Annotated in this window: 18 protein-coding genes; 5 read left to right on the top strand and 13 right to left on the bottom strand. The window is 45.7% G+C overall.

The genetic code is table 11. The features are described from left to right. The first annotated feature begins 44 nt into the window (after positions 1–44). Together CI959_RS02415 and CI959_RS02420 are read left to right on the top strand one after the other, a co-directional pair. A complete protein-coding gene (locus tag CI959_RS02415) occupies positions 45–233 on the top strand; it encodes a hypothetical protein (RefSeq protein WP_230327293.1) in 189 nt (62 codons plus the stop codon). 174 nt (positions 234–407) lie between these two features. Continuing rightward, positions 408–1,244, top strand: coding sequence for a head GIN domain-containing protein (locus CI959_RS02420; RefSeq protein ID WP_057316649.1), 837 nt, complete (start codon positions 408–410; stop codon positions 1,242–1,244). Between the two features lie 20 nt (positions 1,245–1,264). On the opposite strand, the gene CI959_RS02425 is transcribed toward CI959_RS02420, so the two are convergent. The 8 genes from CI959_RS02425 to nrfH all read right to left on the bottom strand — a co-directional run bounded on the left by CI959_RS02425 (position 1,265) and on the right by nrfH (position 10,622). Beyond that, positions 1,265–2,980: an ATP-binding protein gene (locus CI959_RS02425; protein ID WP_005855323.1), complete on the bottom strand. Its 1,716-nt coding sequence runs from the start codon at positions 2,978–2,980 to the stop codon at positions 1,265–1,267. Positions 2,981–3,106: 126 nt separating this feature from the next. Further along, positions 3,107–4,447, bottom strand: coding sequence for a sigma-54 dependent transcriptional regulator (locus tag CI959_RS02430; RefSeq protein ID WP_005855322.1), 1,341 nt, complete (start codon positions 4,445–4,447; stop codon positions 3,107–3,109). A gap of 58 nt (positions 4,448–4,505) precedes the next feature. Then, positions 4,506–5,171 carry a Crp/Fnr family transcriptional regulator gene (locus CI959_RS02435; protein WP_005855320.1) on the bottom strand — a complete coding sequence of 222 codons (666 nt, stop codon included), beginning with the start codon at positions 5,169–5,171 and terminating at the stop codon, positions 4,506–4,508. Positions 5,172–5,230: 59 nt separating this feature from the next. Beyond that, complete coding sequence (locus CI959_RS02440) at positions 5,231–6,523, bottom strand: alginate export family protein (RefSeq protein ID WP_036632131.1); 1,293 nt, start codon at positions 6,521–6,523, stop codon at positions 5,231–5,233. 16 nt (positions 6,524–6,539) lie between these two features. Then, positions 6,540–7,334, bottom strand: a complete 795-nt coding sequence (gene ccsA, locus CI959_RS02445) for a cytochrome c biogenesis protein CcsA (protein ID WP_005855316.1) — start codon at positions 7,332–7,334, stop codon at positions 6,540–6,542. Position 7,335: 1 nt separating this feature from the next. Beyond that, entirely contained in the window at positions 7,336–8,526 is a 1,191-nt protein-coding gene (locus tag CI959_RS02450; RefSeq protein ID WP_005855314.1) for a cytochrome c biogenesis protein ResB, read from the bottom strand. Positions 8,527–8,528: 2 nt separating this feature from the next. Then, positions 8,529–10,013 (bottom strand): ammonia-forming cytochrome c nitrite reductase, encoded by a 1,485-nt coding sequence (gene nrfA / locus CI959_RS02455; RefSeq protein WP_036632130.1) that lies wholly within the window; start codon positions 10,011–10,013, stop codon positions 8,529–8,531. A gap of 18 nt (positions 10,014–10,031) precedes the next feature. Then, on the bottom strand, positions 10,032–10,622 hold the full coding sequence (nrfH, locus tag CI959_RS02460; protein ID WP_036632128.1) for a cytochrome c nitrite reductase small subunit: 591 nt from the start codon (positions 10,620–10,622) through the stop codon (positions 10,032–10,034). Between the two features lie 101 nt (positions 10,623–10,723). On the opposite strand from nrfH, the gene CI959_RS02465 reads away from it, so the two are divergent. Then, positions 10,724–11,557, top strand: a complete 834-nt coding sequence (locus CI959_RS02465; protein ID WP_011965889.1) for an OmpA family protein — start codon at positions 10,724–10,726, stop codon at positions 11,555–11,557. Positions 11,558–11,618: 61 nt separating this feature from the next. Here the strand turns inward: CI959_RS02465 and CI959_RS02470 are convergent, their stop codons facing one another. The 5 genes from CI959_RS02470 to CI959_RS02490 all read right to left on the bottom strand — a co-directional run bounded on the left by CI959_RS02470 (position 11,619) and on the right by CI959_RS02490 (position 15,123). Continuing rightward, complete coding sequence (locus tag CI959_RS02470) at positions 11,619–12,170, bottom strand: hypothetical protein (RefSeq protein WP_005855303.1); 552 nt, start codon at positions 12,168–12,170, stop codon at positions 11,619–11,621. Position 12,171: 1 nt separating this feature from the next. Continuing rightward, positions 12,172–12,717: a hypothetical protein gene (locus CI959_RS02475; protein ID WP_009018640.1), complete on the bottom strand. Its 546-nt coding sequence runs from the start codon at positions 12,715–12,717 to the stop codon at positions 12,172–12,174. A 153-nt stretch (positions 12,718–12,870) separates the two neighbouring features. Then, positions 12,871–14,094: a sugar MFS transporter gene (locus tag CI959_RS02480; protein WP_036632123.1), complete on the bottom strand. Its 1,224-nt coding sequence runs from the start codon at positions 14,092–14,094 to the stop codon at positions 12,871–12,873. Between the two features lie 8 nt (positions 14,095–14,102). Continuing rightward, on the bottom strand, positions 14,103–14,453 hold the full coding sequence (locus tag CI959_RS02485; protein WP_009276819.1) for an L-rhamnose mutarotase: 351 nt from the start codon (positions 14,451–14,453) through the stop codon (positions 14,103–14,105). Between the two features lie 43 nt (positions 14,454–14,496). Beyond that, on the bottom strand, positions 14,497–15,123 hold the full coding sequence (locus CI959_RS02490) for an NUDIX hydrolase N-terminal domain-containing protein (RefSeq protein WP_036632121.1): 627 nt from the start codon (positions 15,121–15,123) through the stop codon (positions 14,497–14,499). A 374-nt stretch (positions 15,124–15,497) separates the two neighbouring features. On the opposite strand from CI959_RS02490, the gene CI959_RS02495 reads away from it, so the two are divergent. Then, positions 15,498–15,926, top strand: a complete 429-nt coding sequence (locus tag CI959_RS02495) for an Hsp20/alpha crystallin family protein (protein ID WP_005855288.1) — start codon at positions 15,498–15,500, stop codon at positions 15,924–15,926. Between the two features lie 87 nt (positions 15,927–16,013). Next, on the top strand, positions 16,014–16,496 hold the full coding sequence (locus CI959_RS02500; RefSeq protein ID WP_005865648.1) for a ferritin: 483 nt from the start codon (positions 16,014–16,016) through the stop codon (positions 16,494–16,496). The last annotated feature ends 76 nt before the right edge of the window (positions 16,497–16,572 follow it).

Below are 16,572 nucleotides of genomic sequence, written 5' to 3' on the forward strand. Positions count from 1 at the left end.
ATAACTACAAAAAATAATGTTTTAACTCATAAAAAGTAGTAGTTATGAAAAATGTATTATTCGGTTTAGCCGTAGGTGTAGTTGTTGGTTACGTACTTCGCAGGATGGAAGATCAAGGACAGTTCGAATGTCTGGAGAACGAACTCCACGGTCTTACAGATAAGGCGAAGAAAAAAGTAAAGGACGTGGTAGACACGGGTAAAATCAAGTCGAATACGTCAAAGACAGAGTAGAACATATGGTTGAAAAACCTAAAAGTAATTAATCGACCTCCCTGTTATTAGGGCAAGAAAAAGAAGCTATCACAAAAAAAGTCAATGATAGCTTTTTTTTTTTCATTTTAGATGTAACGTTTTTTCAACTCCATTCGTCTTATAAGAAAAGAGTATAAATTAATTACACTTCATATGAGAACAAGAATGATGGCCTTATTTGCGTTGATCGCTTTTTGCGTGATGCCTATCGAGGCGAAGAAAGTAAAAGGGAATGGGGATATTATCACGAAAGAAATCTCCGTCAGAGACTATTCAGCGATAAAAGTCGGCTCAACCGCCATGGGATATAGCGACAGTTGGTTCAGCCTATTCAGCCGTGGGGGAAATCCGTCGTACGTTTTCGGATATACGCAAGGAGAATCAGCGTCCTTACGAATCACGATCGACGAGAACTTATATCCTTATATAAACGTTCAAGTAAAAAACGAAGAACTTTCAATCTCCACAGAGAATGGTACACAATTAAGCCCTACCCGATTTAAAATAGAGGGCACTTCCAAGAAGCTGGAAAAAATCCAGATGTCCGGTTGTATGGATTTTGTCCTGAGAAGCGCTTTATCCGGAGATGATCTGGAAATTATAGCGACAAGGGGTAGCGACGTGAAAATGGAGAAACCGGTCAACGTATCTAATTGCATAATTGAGGCGACCAGCGGTAGCGATATCATCATCAACGATCTTACTACCCGAATAATACGAGGCCGTGCCAGCGGAGGTAGCGATCTCAAGCTTACGGGAAAAGCGGAGAACGGCGAATATTCCGCCTCAGGTGGCTCGGATATCAAGGCTTATGATCTTATCTTAAACCAGTTGGAATGTTCCGCCAGTGGTGGCTCCGATATTTATACGCACGTAACCGATTATATCAAGGCTTCGGCAAGCGGAGGTAGTGATGTACATTACAAAGGTTCGGCAAGATCGGATACATCCACTTCCAGAGGAAGCGATATTATAAAAGAGGGTAATTAACACCCTCTTTTTTTACCCTCTTATACATTGAATTTTATAACAAAAGTACTTCCTTTTCCAACTGCGCTATCAACAGAAAGTGTTCCTCCATGAGCTTCCACGAAGTCTTTACTGATAGCCAACCCTAGGCCACTCCCTTGTACCTTCGTTCCCGGCACACGGAAATAGCGATCGAATATACTTTGATGATATCGGGGATCAATACCCTTACCGAAATCTTGCACATAGATCTCCACGCTATGATCTTGCTGGCGGGCACCGATTATGATACGGCCATTCTCCGGGGTATAATGAATTGCGTTCGACAATAGATTCGTCAAGACCCATGCGATTTTCTCGCTATCCACGAAAAGCTTGGAAATCTTCTCCGGGTATTCCACCTCTATATGGCAATTGAAGCGATCAGCTTGCACTTGGTTCGCCTTTATCGCATACTCGATCAATTCGATCGGTTTGGTTATTTTCGGATTCAATTGTAGCTTGCCAGCCTCCACCTGCGTCATTTTCAATAGCTCACTGGTTATTTCCAGTAATCGATTACTACTTTCCTTGATACTTTCCGCCAGTGCTTTTTGCTCGTCGTTCATGGCTCCCACACGGGCATCCTCCAACAATTTCAGGCTCATCATGATCGCCGATATCGGAGTTTTCAATTCATGGGAGATCGTCGAGATAAAAGTGGTCTTAGCGGAATCCAACTCCTTAAACTCCGTGATGTTCTTCAATAAGATCACGTCGCCCACATACACCTCCGCCTCGCCATTCTCCAACACACGGATCGGTATATATTGCACTTGAAAATAACTTTCCTTATTATCTGCGTAAATTTTAAGCGGCTCTTTTTTCTCGCTCGGCTGGATCAGTTCCCGAACTAACCTGCGAAGCAAATCGTTCCGTAAGGATAATTCCGAGGCAGACTTTCCGATCACGTTTTCCCGCTTGAGATTCAAGATCGTCAAAGCCTCGTTATTGGCGAAAAGAATCTTACGATCCCGATCCAAGCCTATGATTGGCTCCGTGATACTATTCACGATAGCCTCTATATATTTCTTTCCTTGGATAATATCCGCCAACGTACTTTTCCGGTATTCCGTAAGCCGTTCCGCCATCCGGTTAAAGGATTTCGCGACCCCCTCGAATTCATCATATTTAGCGAGATCCAAGCGTTTCTCGTAATTATGGTTAGCGATCTCCATGATACCGTCCATCAACATACGGATAGGGGTATTTATCGAACGGGGGAAACGTATTAAAAAAGCGAAAGCGACCACCATACAAGAGAGGCCAATCCCCCAAATCCAAAATAAAGCCTTTTGAGACGTAGACTCCGCCACTTGGCTTTTCCTGTAGATAGAAGCCATATTCAAACTCATGACTTGATTTAAGGCGAGACGTACACGACGGATATTCTCCTCATTACGCTCTTTCGCCAATTGCTCGTATTGAGCGACTAGATGTGAGGTGGCCACATTCTCATCGACCTCCGTGATATTCTTTTTCTGTAGCCCTAGGTTTTTCTCGAAATCTGCTTGAGCCGAAGGATCGCTATCAATTCGTTCCAGCGCATCCAGCATCCGGCGTGAATAGAGCAAAGAATTATAATTATCGGCCAATATGTTCCTTGTGTCGGCAGACATATCGGAGATGTTCTTTACCGATAGACCTCCCAGCAAAACGATCATGGCAAACAGCAGCCCGATTCCGTATCTTAGTTTTGTTTTAATCTTCAGACTCATAGGTGATGTATTTTAAGCGATTATTATTAAGTTTACGTTCAGCAAAGATAAAATATTTAGCAATGTCCGTTTCTCCTTGCATATCTTCAAAATGCTTTCGGGTATACATAAATGCAGAATATGAGATTAAAGCCCATACTCCTCAATCTTCCGATAAAGAGTAGTGAGGCCTATACCTAGAAGGCGGGAAGTTTCGGTTTTATTGCCTTTTGTGTATTTGAGCACTTTTTGGATATGCATTTTCTCTACGCCACTCAGGTCAAAACCGCTATAAGATTCCGTACTCGCCGCAGAGGAGGTTTGCATATTCAAAGGGAGGGCATCCAAGGTTAAGGTATCTCCATCGGCAATAATTAGGCTACGCTCAATTGCATTACGCAACTCACGTACGTTACCTTTCCAAGCTCGTTTTTTCAGGGCATCTATATATTCGGGCGAAATTGTTCGGATATTCTTTCCCATCTTGGAGGAAAAAGCGGAAACAAAGGCTTTTATATGGAGAGGGATATCCTCGACCCGTTCACGAAGCGCAGGAAGATGGATCTGGAAAACGGAAAGCCGATAAAATAGATCTTCCCGGAAATGTCCTAGCTCGATCTCTTTCTCTAAGTCACGATTGGTAGCGGCAATAATGCGTACATCCACTTTCGTAGGTTTCGTATCGCCGATCTTGATAAACTCCCCGGTCTCAAGGATACGGAGCAATTTCGCTTGCAAGTCGAAAGCCATTTCCCCGATCTCATCCAAGAAGATCGTACCTCCGGAAGCTTCCTCAAACAAGCCTTTTGTCTCTTTCAAAGCACCGGTAAAAGCCCCCGCTTTATGACCGAACATCTCGCTTTCCAATAAATCCCGACTAAAAGAGGAACAATTGATAGCGACAAAAGACTTCCCTTTCCGGGAACTATGTTGATGGATGGATTGAGCAAAGACCTCTTTTCCCGTACCGGTCTCACCAGTCAACAGAACCGGAACCTCCGTAGCCGAGACTTTCTGAGCCAACGCTATCGCCGCTTGGATAGCGGGTGATTTACCGACAATCGTATCAAACGAATATTGCCTCCCGACGGACGTAGCTTCCTTCTTTTGCTGTTGATAAGCGGCAGAAGCTCTCTCCATCGCTTTGGCTACCAGAGGAATGATCTTATTATTATCATCCCCTTTCGTGATATAATCGAAGGCTCCATTCTTGATTGCCTGTACGCCATCCGGAATATTACCATGCGCGGTAAGTAGGATGATCTCGGATAGAGGGCGAAGTTTCTTTAAGTCCGACACCAAATCCACACCATTACCATCCGGCAAGAACACATCGCACAATACCACCTCTGGCGAATGTTGCTCCATCTGCCTCAGCCCCGCCTTACAAGTAGCAGCCTGTAAGACCTCGTATCCCTCCAAACCGATAATGCGTGAAAGTAAACCTAAAATCTGCTTCTCGTCGTCGATAATTAAAACTTTGCCCATACACCGGAGTTATTTATTTGGGCACAAATGTACGCTTTTTACCTTTTTCCCAAAAGCATTAAAGCATACATGTTAACGCCGTCTTATTTAAAATCGTCACCTTTCTCCTTGTAATGCTGATAAATCCCTCATCCACCAATCTCCCGATTTCCTTCGATAAAGCCGGGCGGGTAACACCAAAATACTCCGCTAACTGCTCTTGGGTATGTTCTAGTTCCACGACATTCGAATCCTTTTGCTGATGTTCGAATAAGTAATAAATAAAGCGGTTCCGGATGCCACGAAACGAAAGCACCTTCAAACGAGTCATCGTACATTTATTACAGCTTGTACTGACACAAAGGAAATTATGCAGGAATAACGGCATAGAATGCATTAAGGTAAATACAGACTCCTTGGAACCCTTAAGCAATACCACATCCTCATCGACGGTAAAAGTAGCGGGGAACTGGTTTTTCTCGGAAAAGATATGAGGCGTAGCGAACGTGCGTGGAGCCTGTATCGTCTCCACGCGCACGATGTTACCCGATACGTCCAAAACATCCACGTTCAATTTTCCCTTCAATAAGACATGAAGGGCGTTACAAGTCGTTCCTTGATGAATTATGGTTTTTCCTTTTGGATGCTCCTCTACTGTATATTCAAGTTTATCCAAAAACTCTTCCCGCATCTTAAGCGTAAAATTCTTAAAAAGCGGAATTTTAAACATATCGGTTATATCCATCGTATCTTGTTTTGAAAAAAGGTTTACTCCTGCAAATATACCCTTTTCCTTGAGAACTGTTACCATTTCGTCGTGAATATAGTCGGATTAATATTTATTGATAACCAACCCCAATCTTGCCAATGAGACGGATTTCCACCCTTCACGACCTTCATGGTATTCGTTCCCAACATCGTAGAATATCCCGCCGATAATTTCACGTCTTTCATGATTACCCAATCCACTTGGAAATCCAATTCCGAACCTAAACCTTTACTCAATTTATCATTACCTTCGTATACGTCGCCCGTGATGGAGAAATAATGATAGGCTAAAGACAGGTTTACCTTGGAAGAAGGTTTATAGGCGACATTTACCTGATTATCCCATAAGCCCGGATTCAATCCGTTGACAAAAGAGGAGGCGTAGAAATAATCCATGGCACCATAAAACTTATGATGGGTTCCGTACAGAGGATCAAACGCCTTATATTTCCCGTCGGCCCCATCCGAGCCACTCAGATAATCACTACCTACACCGATCTTCCATTGCGGATCGATTTGATAAGCGGCGTTTACCGCCCATAAAAAAGCGGAAACATCCCGTCCGCTTTTCGTCTTGCCGAATTGATAATAGAACGTACCGCCTACCATCCAGTGGCTAGGCGTATAGATCAGGTTCGTTCCCAACGTTTGCAGGTATTTTGTATCCGAGTTTTGTTTCTCGGCATCACCGCCTTCCATCCCTAAGTTCATAAACAAGAAGGATGCGTTAAAACTCTTGTCGAAGAGATGCTTATACCAAAGGGTTTGCATTGTTTTATAGGGTTGCGCGCCCGGAGCGTAATACGTTCCTCCGATCGTTTTCTCATCATTCTGGTTGAACGCAAGAATTAAATGCAGTTGGTTATTCGTGTTCTCATAGCCCAGTTTCAAAGCGTCGTGATAACGACCGGCCACGTTCCAATCCAATGCACCCATGATACGCTCGTCATCGTATACCAACGACTGGCGACCTAACTTAGCGAAGAAACCCGATCCGAAATCCAGTTTCGCCCACGCCTCATTCAAGATAAAACGACCATTCTTATCGATTTGAGGATCCTGCCCCCATACGCCAACATGTTGCGCGGACAAACCGATAGACAAACGATCCCGCTCATACCCCAAAGAAAAGCGGGCACGGTTATTGATAAACCCGGTGGACTCGGCATCTTTAGGCCGGGGGAATAAGACCCCGTTCCGGTACTCGGCTCTCGGACGTATCTGCACTTTCATCGAAAACGTATTCTCTTTCGTATTTTGTGTTTCTTCCGCTTGCGCGAAAAGGGGCACAGAGAGCAAGCCCGCTACTAAAACAACTAGTTTTTTCATATACCTCTGATTTTAATTATTCCATATTATAAGTATGTACACTATATCCTCGTGCGGAGGGTAGATAATTCACGCCAATCCAACACACCTGTAGCAAAAGAAAAGAGAAAACCAAAAGCCCCAACGCCGCCGAATAACGCAAGTGATGACGAAGGCGATAATGGATATAAATCAAGTACCCCAACCAAGTGGCAGCCGCCCATGTCTCCTTCGGGTCCCAATTCCAATAATGCCCCCACGCCTCCTTGGCCCATAAAGCGCCGAACAGCATCCCAATCGTGAGGAAGGCCATACCGACATATACCAAGTTATCGCATAAACTCATCATCCCCTCGTCAATCCCCTTCTTCCTCGCACGGATCAGCAGGTAAATGGCGATAAGGGCAGCGGCGCCCAGCATGGCGTAAGAGAACATATAGACTATCACGTGCGGAGCGAACCACGGGCTTTGCAAAGCGGGCATCAAGGTCTTGTTATGTATCTCCGGCTTAAACAGATTGACACAGATAAAGACAAAGGCCAACAATGTACTAAAGGAAAGTATCCATTTATACCGCCAACGGACATAAGTGATCACGCCCGCCACCGGCAAGAAGAAAGAATACCATAAACGAGTCTCGCCCATCGTGCGCAAGGGCGGCCTCTCCAACGAGATCCACATCCCTACGATAAAAGCGGAAAATATAACCAAGCCAAACACGGTCCAAGCGACAGCCCCCTTGGAAAAAGAAGGACGATAAGCCAACCATGCCCCACCTATCCAGCAAAGTAACGCCGGAGCGGCGAAATAAATAAAGTAACTCCAATCCATACTATTCTTTTTTTACGGGAGCGGACAGGAATAATCCGATCGCCCCGGCTATCATCATTAAGATCCCTGTATAAACGATCGGCAACCATGGATCTCTTACCAACTCAAATACACTCATCCGGCTCCATTTACCTTTCGTCTCGTCGTAACTCAACTGGTAGATTTTCCATCCGGCGATAGAGAGCGGCTTATTCACCTCGATACACGCCTCCTTGGTCTGTTTATCTTTCGTATAGACCATAACGTCCGAGGCAAAGCGTCTCGGTTCCCGTTCCGGCATCACCATGCTAACCGCATCATCCAGCTGGAGCGATATATATGGGAAGATATAGCTGCCACAACTCACCCAGCCTTCCTTCTGCCGTCCGGTAAGTTCGTTACGTGCTTTTACGTATAAAGCGGTGGTCGCCCCCTCGGAGTGAAATTCCACGAAGTTTACCGTATCCTGCCCCATCACGCAAGCTGCCATCGGTAGTGAACGGGTAACCTCAACCTTCCAGCCTTGCAGGTTCCCGGCCAAGGGAGTTTCCTCTACCAATAGATTCTCGGGTTGCTTTTCGGGAAGCGCTTTTCCGGTCGTATTGTCGATCAGCATTAACTTAGGAGGATATTCATCGATCGTAAACGAACGAAGCTCGATGGCGAGCGGTAGCTCTATCATCTCATTCTTCTCGTCCGAAGCCCTCCACTCGGGATTCTCCAACGGAACCGTCATCCGTAAACGGCGTAAATCCCCGTTTCCCAAGATCGCCGCCAGCAGCGTGATAAATAAGCCGGCATGGTTCAGCATAAACGGAACATCCCGCCAGCGAAACGATACGATACGCTTCAATGTGACAAAGCCCAAGACAAACAAGAAATAGAGAAACAGCAGGACAAAAGGCCACGACATCGTAATCCGCTCGATACCCGGACCCACAAATCCCATAACCAACACAACTGACAAAAGAGCCGACAAAGAGGTAATGCTCGCCGTTAACCCGGAAAACCACTGGACAACCGTGATTTTCCGGCTAACAACAAACCCTATACATAGAACCAGCAGAAAAATCAATCCTCCGGCCACATTCACCGGATATTGGAACAACCCTGCCTGAACCGGGCCAGTGATCAGTTGCAAGCCAAATCCCGTAATCAGTAAACCGGCACAGATGGCCCAGCCTTCAGCAGATCCCCAAGGTTGTTTCCACATAATCAAATGTTCTTCGCTAAACGATTATTTTCTTGCGCCTCTTTCACCCATTGAGGAACGATCGTATTCAGGAATTTTTCCTTGGCGGTACGTTCAGCGGCCATATCCAAACCGATATATTGCTGAGCCTTTTCTTTCGTAGAGAAGTCCGGCATCGGAACATCATCCGTATAACCTAATTTCGCTAACACTTTCGCAGTAGCCAGACGAGCCTGCATCGCCTTATCCAATCCATTGCCTAATATCCTTTGAATCTCTTGCGGAGCGTGGAACGCACCACCATGAGAAGCCACGCCGAAATCCCAACGCCATTGTGCCTGACGGATCAGTTTCAATACATCTTTCATCTGATCCTCGGTAGCCCCCTTATCCCACGCGAACTTCGCCTCGATATGCGCTTCCGCCAACTCGGTCTCCAAACGGTTACGCATCTCGTTCGCCTTATTCTGACGCTCGTACACATTATTGCGTAAGGTCTCCTCGCTCTCACGGTGGCAAACCTGACACGTACGGTCGATCATAGCCAACGGGCTTTGGATATGGTGGTCACTATATTTCACGCCCCCCTCGCTCTTATACGGCATATGGCAATCGGCGCAAGATACACCCCGCTGCGCATGGATACCCATTTGGGAGATCTCATAATCCGGATGCTGTGCCTTTAAAATAGGAGCACGGCTTAGCTTATGCGTATAATCGGAGAAACCGGCCTCATCATAATAAGCCTCCATATCCTCAACCGTAGAACCTTTATCCCAAGGGAAAGTCAAGTATTTGCCATCGCCCTTGAAATAATATTCCACGTGGCATTGCGCGCAAACCAAGGAACGCATCTCTTGCTGGGTCGCTTTCGTGATGTCCTTGCCTTGACGCTGGAAAGCCTCGATCAAAGCCGGGCGACTGATATGCAGGTTCATATTCTCCGGCTCATGGCAATCGGCGCAACCGATCGGATTCACGATCTCTTTACCCAGAGAAGCCCATTTGCCCTTATAGAAATTATCCACGCCCATCGCTTGCATCATACGGGGAACATCCGGGCTTTTACAAGTCCAGCAAGTAGCCGGTTGCGGCCCCTCGTTCTCTGTCATCGGAGCGCCTACACGCAACGTGTTACGCATATCCTCGATCGCATGCATATGCCCTCTCGGGGTAGAATAATCCTTAGAGAAAGCGTAACCAGCCCAAAGGATAACCATTTCCGGACGAGCCTCCAGCACATCGACCGCCTGATTCCCGTTGTATAAACTCTTGAAACTCGTATCCGCCGTAGCCTCCCAAGTCTGGTACTCACGTGGATAATTCGATTCGAACTTATCATTGCGAGCCTCGATTCCTGTGATCTCCGTCTTCTTATTATTCATTACGCTAGTGACCTCCGCATGTCTCTCGTTCACGGAAGCTGCGATCATACCCAAAACAAAAACAACGACCATGGTTCCTCCAAACAGCAACCAACCTTGCCATGATTTTAATTTCTTTTCCATAACTATACTGATTTATTATTATTTACTTAGGATATCTTTTAACCAGTCCGGCGATACGGACTTCGGATAAGGCACCAACGCATTCGGTGTAGAAGACAGGCTGTTCATACCTCCGTGCGGCACCTCGCGATGGCAATCCCAGCAAGCTTTCCCTTCTCCCGCCATTGCCATCTCATGATCGATCCTTCCGGTATTCACGAATTCCGTATTCAACTGCGTATGGCAACGGATACAGTTATTCATGATTACCTCCGCGCTCTCGTCGATCGCCTGTATCACTTGCGGTTCCCCTCGCATCATGAATACCGAGGCGTGGCGCATTCCGTCCATACCCTTGAAGAACCACTTCTTCACGGCGTTCTCGTGCGGCACATGGCAGTCGTTGCAAGTGGCGTTACGGCTGTGCGAGCTATGATTCCATGTAGCGTAATAAGGGCCCATGATGTGGCAATTCACGCAAGTAGCCGGGTCATCGGACAAATAGGTCCACGCCCGGGAAGCATATAAGGTATAAGACCCCAGCCCGCAAAGGACACCTCCGGCTATAATAGCGGCTAGTTTCCAAGTTCTTGTCGGGAACAGCGTTTGTATTATTTCTCTTATTTTCATACCGCTGATTCTTTAATATTGGTTTATGAGACACAAATATCCTAAACTTGCGTGCGGGAAATTGTAATAAATATTACATTGCACGAAATTTTATGCGTAAAATGAAAAGATTGTTATTTATCTCGGTCTCCGCACTCCTTTTATGTTCTTCGTGCGTGAGTAAAAAGAAATACCTCCTTGCCGAGAACGGCCGGTTGGAGGCGATCGGACGTGGCGACGCCTTGAAGGAGGAATTGATTAAATGCAAGGACGATAACGACGCGCTCAACAACCGGATCGCCGCCTTGATAAGGGATACGACCACAATGGGGCGTGATATCCGTAATTACCAGACCATGTTGAATACCAATATGGGTGAGCAGGACAAACTGAATGCCTTGTTACAGCAAAAGATGAGTGAGCTGGACGAGCGTGAGCGTACCATCAACGAGCTACAGGATATGATGAACGCACAGAATGCGAAGGTACAGAATCTGTTGAGTAGCGTGAAAGACGCTTTGCTGGGTTTCAACAGCGACGAGCTGACCGTAACCGAGAAGAATGGTAAAGTATATGTAGCCATGTCGGATAAGCTTCTGTTCCAATCGGGTAGCGCAAAGGTCGATAAACGAGGCAAGGAAGCGTTGGCTAAGTTGGCCGAGGTGTTGAATAAGCAAAACGATATAGACGTTTATATAGAGGGCCATACGGACAGCAAGCCGATCAATACCGCCCAATTCAAGGATAATTGGGATCTAAGCGTGATCCGTGCGACCTCCGTAGTACGTATCCTTACCAAGGATTACGGGGTGAATCCGTTACAGATACAGCCTTGTGGTCGTGGGGAGTTTATGCCGGTCGCTGATAACGAGACCGCCGATGGACGTAGCAAGAACCGCCGTACGGAGATCATCATGGCTCCGAAGTTGGATAAGTTGATGCAGATGTTGCAGTGATAATGATATTGTCAAGCTCCAGGTATTATCTACTGCCGGAGCTTGGCTAAAAACATTCCGTTCACTCTTCTAAATGATATACAACACATCGATACCTCAATTCCGATGGTTTACAAGGAATCCATACATCCATATCCTCTCCATTCGCGGAACGAATGATATGGAGGAGAGCCGTATCATACCTATCCGTCCTTTCCCCGACAGAGACCGATCCCCCTTGAGCGCACGACCGGATATGGAACTGAACATCCGCAAGATCATATACCTCAGATCTAAGATAAGGATAAAAACCTATTATTGAACTCAATGTATCCTCCCAAACCCAAATACTATTTCCATCATCCTGATACGTATATTCCGTCCTTACCACATAGGACTTATAGGTGTAAGAACCCGTATAACCAAACTCATCCCCTACGTTATAAGGCAAACGTCCTTCACTAGTAGCCAGCTCATGCGCAAGAGTGAACCCTACAATATCCAAGGTATCACCACTTACGATCTCTATCGTCGGTTCAGAATGCAAATCATCCTTACCAAGATCTTCCACCCGTGAGCAAGCCACATTAAGGCCCATCATAAAAGCCAAACATACAACGATTAAATGTCTCATATCATTCTATATTTTTTAATTGATCAAAGTTTACACGAAGATAACGCCATCGCAACTCCTCCGGCCGTACAGGAAGCCAGCGATCGATCTTCTCTCCATCTGAGTTCTTCTCTACATATATTAAATAGGTACATGCTATCACTTGCCTCTTATCATCTCGCATATGCTGTGAACTGATAACGAAGCCTTGCGAACTAAAATCCTTCAAAAAACCCGCTTTCTCTTCCGCATACGAGTTCTGCCCTATATCATAAATACTATCCTCTAAAGAAACCACCCTTGCCTCATACGAGAAATAGAGATAAGAGGCATTCATATCAAACTCTTGCGCAACATCCCCGGGCAATGTTCCCCATTTCGCGTCATACGCCTCACAAGCCGTGAAGCCCTTCACCAATATGGAATCCATCCCTAAGTCACCCCCCAGATGAATCGTATCCGGCCTTGAGTATAAAGTCATCTGATTAGCGATTTTAACCTCATCATCCCCACAACCAGCCAGAAATAGAGCTATAAATAGCCCACACAAAAACAAACCTTTATTCATATCCACTCTCTTTTATTTTATTTAAAATGAAAACGATATAGATAAGCAGATATTGCTAGAGCGTAACATTTACCCCATGAAACCCAAGCCTTCATACACAAGCCATGCTGGTTTATTATCCGGATTCCATAAGTAAAAAACAGCATTCCAAATTTACCGCTTGCATTTGATAGCGAAATACAAGATATACAAGAAAGCGATCAACGGGACGATGAAGCCCAGCGCCATATTCTCCTCGCCGATATATCCCATCAGCATCGGACTGAAAGCGCCGCCGGCGACTCCCATCACGATATAAGAAGAGGCTTTCTTGGTATAAACGCCCATACCTTCCAGCCCCAACGCGAAAATCGTAGGGAACATGATGGACATGAAGAAAAAGGATAAATAAAGAGCGTATAGCGAAAGCGTACCTACGGAAGCCACCACCAAAGCCATACAAACGGCACTCAACAAAGAATACCAAGTCAGCAAGCGGCCCGGAGCCAACCACTTCATCGTAAAACTACCGCTCAAACGCCCGATCATAAACAAGGCCATTCCACCGAATGCCAAAATACGAGACGCTCGCAAATTACTGATACCCGGGTCCATCTCCGTCACGTAATTAATAAAGAACCCGAAGATTCCCGTCTGCGCGGCGCAATAACAGAATTGGGCGACCACGGAACGCACAAACTGCCTACGTTTCCATAGGGAGGCAGCGGGTTTCTCCTCGACAATAGCGGTCACCTCCTCCTCTTCTTCCAGCTTAATCTCCGGCAACTTCGTGAAAAAGAAAAGCAACGCTACGAACAAGACGATACCACCTACCAAGATATAAGGTTTAGTCAACGCCATCGAATCTCCCTCCGGTGCCCCGAATATCAACAAACCACCTACCAATGGCCCCAATATCCAACCTAATCCATTAAAAGACTGGGATAAGTTCAGCCGTTGGGCGGCGGAAGCGGGCGGCCCCAATATCGTAGAATAAGGATTCGCCGCCGTCTCCAAGATACAAAGCCCGCAAGCGATCACAAACAAGGCGATCAAGAAAGGTGTAGCCGAATGCAAAAAAGCCGCCGGGATAAACCCGAAAGCTCCGATAGCGAACAATAGCAAACCCATGATAATCCCTTTCCTATATCCGTAACGTTTCATGAACGCTCCCGCCGGCAACGCCATCAAGAAATAAGCGATATACGTAGAGAATTGCACCAAGCCGCTCTCTGCCTTGGTCATCGTGAAGACTCCTTGGAAATGCTTGTTCAGCACATCCAAGAGTCCGTGGGCGAATCCCCAAAGCAAGAACAAACTCGTGATCAAGACAAACGGGACCAAATAAGATTTCCCTCCCGGGGCGGCCACCAGCGACTGTTTCTTTTGTTTTTCCATCCTTCCGTCTATTTACTCGCGCCCGGCAATTTAAACATACATTCCATTAACTGCCATTTCTCCGACGAGGAGCTTCCCGGAACGGCTTTCTGATACTTCGCCACGAAGTCCTCCCATTCCGCTTGCTTATCCATCGTCGCCAAACGGGCGAACGCCGCATCCCAATCAAAATCATCGGGCGTCTCCACGATCATGAACAACCGGGTTCCCAAACGGTAAATCTCCATATTCAAGATCCCTACCGCACGGATTCCTTCCGGTATCTCCGGCCAGATATGTTCCGGCGAATGCCAATAGCAATACTCTTTTATCAACTGCTCGTCCTCTTTCAGATCCAAGGTCTGACAATATCTTTTCATAACATTGTTTTTAAAATGAAGTCACGAAGGTACAAAAGTATCCTTAATCCAAATAAACATCTTCGCCCGGATGCTTATAATAGCCGTACATCCGTTGGATCTGCTCCGGCAGCACACGCTCCAAGGACAACGGGGGCAACTCCTCCAATCGAAAGAAGCCTTTCCCCAAGATATCGAAGGTCTCGGTAAACGATCCGCCCTTCAACTCGCAAAGGATAAAAAACTTATATACATAATAAGGTATAGCGGGATGCGGATGCTTGCTCATATCCATCACGGCCAGCAAGCGGACCGGAAGCACATCCAAGCCCGTCTCCTCTTTCACCTCTTTCGCCGCTACCTCTTTCGGGGAATACCCCACATCGCTCCATCCGCCGGGCAACGACCAACATCCGTCCATTTTCTCACGGACCAGCAAAATCTCGTCTTTCTCGTTAAAGACAACCGCACGGATATCGACTTTCGGGGTTACATACTCTTGGGCCGGGCGGTAACCACTCGCCACATCATCGGGCTTCAATCCGGTAGCCAGAGCCGTTATCTCATCACTTAGGCGGCTCAACTCTTCATAACGTTCCGTATCGTACTCGCTTAATGAATAAACCAACCCCGTCTGGGACAAGGCCCGGATACGTTGGGCCAATAAAATCAATTCCTTACTTCTAGGCATAATAGCTTTACTGTTTTAGATAACATGATCCCATATGATTCATGAATAGAACGTCTAAAGATAAAAGTTATTATCCAACCCGTCATTCTATCGTGCCAAAATAACGTATATTATGCCAATATTACAGATTCCCGTTTCATTGTATCTTATTCCAGTTTCTAAAAGATATTATTCCCTGCACCCGCATCCCCCGAAACATAAGTTCCCCATGCGTGGATTAAACCTTATTCAATCTCTTTCATCCGAGTTAACACACACATTATCAGATTGGCATACCATTTGAAGTATCTATAGCGAATTCGAGATTAAAAAGGACGAGTTCAGAAATAAGAATAGTAAATAGAATGTTTAACTAATAATTGGAGGACTGTATTATGACACCGATGAGAAGAAGTCAAAATTGGTTACCGTATGTATTCAATGATTTATTTGACAACGACTGGATGATAAAAGCAAACTCTACAGCTCCAGCCATCAACGTGATAGAATCCGATAAGGATTATCGAGTTGAGGTAGCCGCTCCCGGTATGACGAAGAACGATTTCAACATCAAGATCGATGAGAACAACAACTTGGTCGTATCTATGGAGAAAAAAGAAGAAAAGAATGAGGATAAGAAAGACGGACGCTATCTGAGACGCGAATTCTCTTATAGCAAGTTCCAACAAACCATGGTTTTGCCTGACAATGTAGAGAAAGACAAGATTGAGGCGAAGGTTGAGAACGGCGTCTTGAGTATCAGCATACCGAAAAGAACTGAGGAAGAGGCTAAAATGGCCGAGAAAGTAATCGAGATCAAATAACCTCGATACACTTTCCTTCGTAAAAACTCAACAAAACCGATAATGGCTTGTTCTATTTATAAACAACATAAAATAGAATAAGCCATTATGATTTTAAGCAGAAAATTATCAGATGCTCTAAACGAGCAAATCAACATGGAGATGTGGTCATCCAACCTATATTTATCCATGTCGGTACATTTCACTCAGATAGGGCTGGATGGTTTCGCGCATTGGACGCTAAAACAATCGCAAGAGGAACTTGAACATGCCTATAAAATGATCGATTACTCAATCAAGCGTGGCGGACAAGTGACGATCGGAGTAGTTAATTCCGTTCCTACGGCATGGGGAGAGCCGTTGGAGATTTTCCAGCATATCTACGAGCATGAGGTGCATGTATCCGGATCAATCGACAAGATTGTCGATATCGCTTCCGAAGAGAAAGACAAGGCGACACAAGATTTCCTATGGGGCTTCGTCCGAGAGCAGGTAGAGGAAGAGGCTACAGCGAAAAATATTGTCGAGAAACTTAAATTATACGGAGAACATCATGCCGTATTAATGGATCATCGATTAGGAAAAAGATAAACGAATACTTGCTTGTCATACCTATAAATGGACCTAAAAAGCCATGTCGTCTTCTTGGGATGGCATGGCTTTTTTA

It is taken from the genome of Parabacteroides sp. AT13, assembly GCF_002272965.1.
GTDB lineage: Bacteria > Bacteroidota > Bacteroidia > Bacteroidales > Tannerellaceae > Parabacteroides > Parabacteroides distasonis.

What these genes read in the sequence shown, in the direction of transcription:
- CI959_RS02415 (WP_230327293.1), top strand. Translation starts at nt 45, where the DNA reads ATGAAAAATGTATTATTCGGTTTAGCCGTAGGTGTAGTTGTTGGTTAC.
- CI959_RS02420 (WP_057316649.1), top strand. Translation starts at nt 408, where the DNA reads ATGAGAACAAGAATGATGGCCTTATTTGCGTTGATCGCTTTTTGCGTG.
- CI959_RS02425 (WP_005855323.1), bottom strand. Translation starts at nt 2,980, where the DNA reads ATGAGTCTGAAGATTAAAACAAAACTAAGATACGGAATCGGGCTGCTG.
- CI959_RS02430 (WP_005855322.1), bottom strand. Translation starts at nt 4,447, where the DNA reads ATGGGCAAAGTTTTAATTATCGACGACGAGAAGCAGATTTTAGGTTTA.
- CI959_RS02435 (WP_005855320.1), bottom strand. Translation starts at nt 5,171, where the DNA reads ATGGATATAACCGATATGTTTAAAATTCCGCTTTTTAAGAATTTTACG.
- CI959_RS02440 (WP_036632131.1), bottom strand. Translation starts at nt 6,523, where the DNA reads ATGAAAAAACTAGTTGTTTTAGTAGCGGGCTTGCTCTCTGTGCCCCTT.
- ccsA (WP_005855316.1), bottom strand. Translation starts at nt 7,334, where the DNA reads ATGGATTGGAGTTACTTTATTTATTTCGCCGCTCCGGCGTTACTTTGC.
- CI959_RS02450 (WP_005855314.1), bottom strand. Translation starts at nt 8,526, where the DNA reads ATGTGGAAACAACCTTGGGGATCTGCTGAAGGCTGGGCCATCTGTGCC.
- nrfA (WP_036632130.1), bottom strand. Translation starts at nt 10,013, where the DNA reads ATGGAAAAGAAATTAAAATCATGGCAAGGTTGGTTGCTGTTTGGAGGA.
- nrfH (WP_036632128.1), bottom strand. Translation starts at nt 10,622, where the DNA reads ATGAAAATAAGAGAAATAATACAAACGCTGTTCCCGACAAGAACTTGG.
- CI959_RS02465 (WP_011965889.1), top strand. Translation starts at nt 10,724, where the DNA reads ATGAAAAGATTGTTATTTATCTCGGTCTCCGCACTCCTTTTATGTTCT.
- CI959_RS02470 (WP_005855303.1), bottom strand. Translation starts at nt 12,170, where the DNA reads ATGAGACATTTAATCGTTGTATGTTTGGCTTTTATGATGGGCCTTAAT.
- CI959_RS02475 (WP_009018640.1), bottom strand. Translation starts at nt 12,717, where the DNA reads ATGAATAAAGGTTTGTTTTTGTGTGGGCTATTTATAGCTCTATTTCTG.
- CI959_RS02480 (WP_036632123.1), bottom strand. Translation starts at nt 14,094, where the DNA reads ATGGAAAAACAAAAGAAACAGTCGCTGGTGGCCGCCCCGGGAGGGAAA.
- CI959_RS02485 (WP_009276819.1), bottom strand. Translation starts at nt 14,453, where the DNA reads ATGAAAAGATATTGTCAGACCTTGGATCTGAAAGAGGACGAGCAGTTG.
- CI959_RS02490 (WP_036632121.1), bottom strand. Translation starts at nt 15,123, where the DNA reads ATGCCTAGAAGTAAGGAATTGATTTTATTGGCCCAACGTATCCGGGCC.
- CI959_RS02495 (WP_005855288.1), top strand. Translation starts at nt 15,498, where the DNA reads ATGACACCGATGAGAAGAAGTCAAAATTGGTTACCGTATGTATTCAAT.
- CI959_RS02500 (WP_005865648.1), top strand. Translation starts at nt 16,014, where the DNA reads ATGATTTTAAGCAGAAAATTATCAGATGCTCTAAACGAGCAAATCAAC.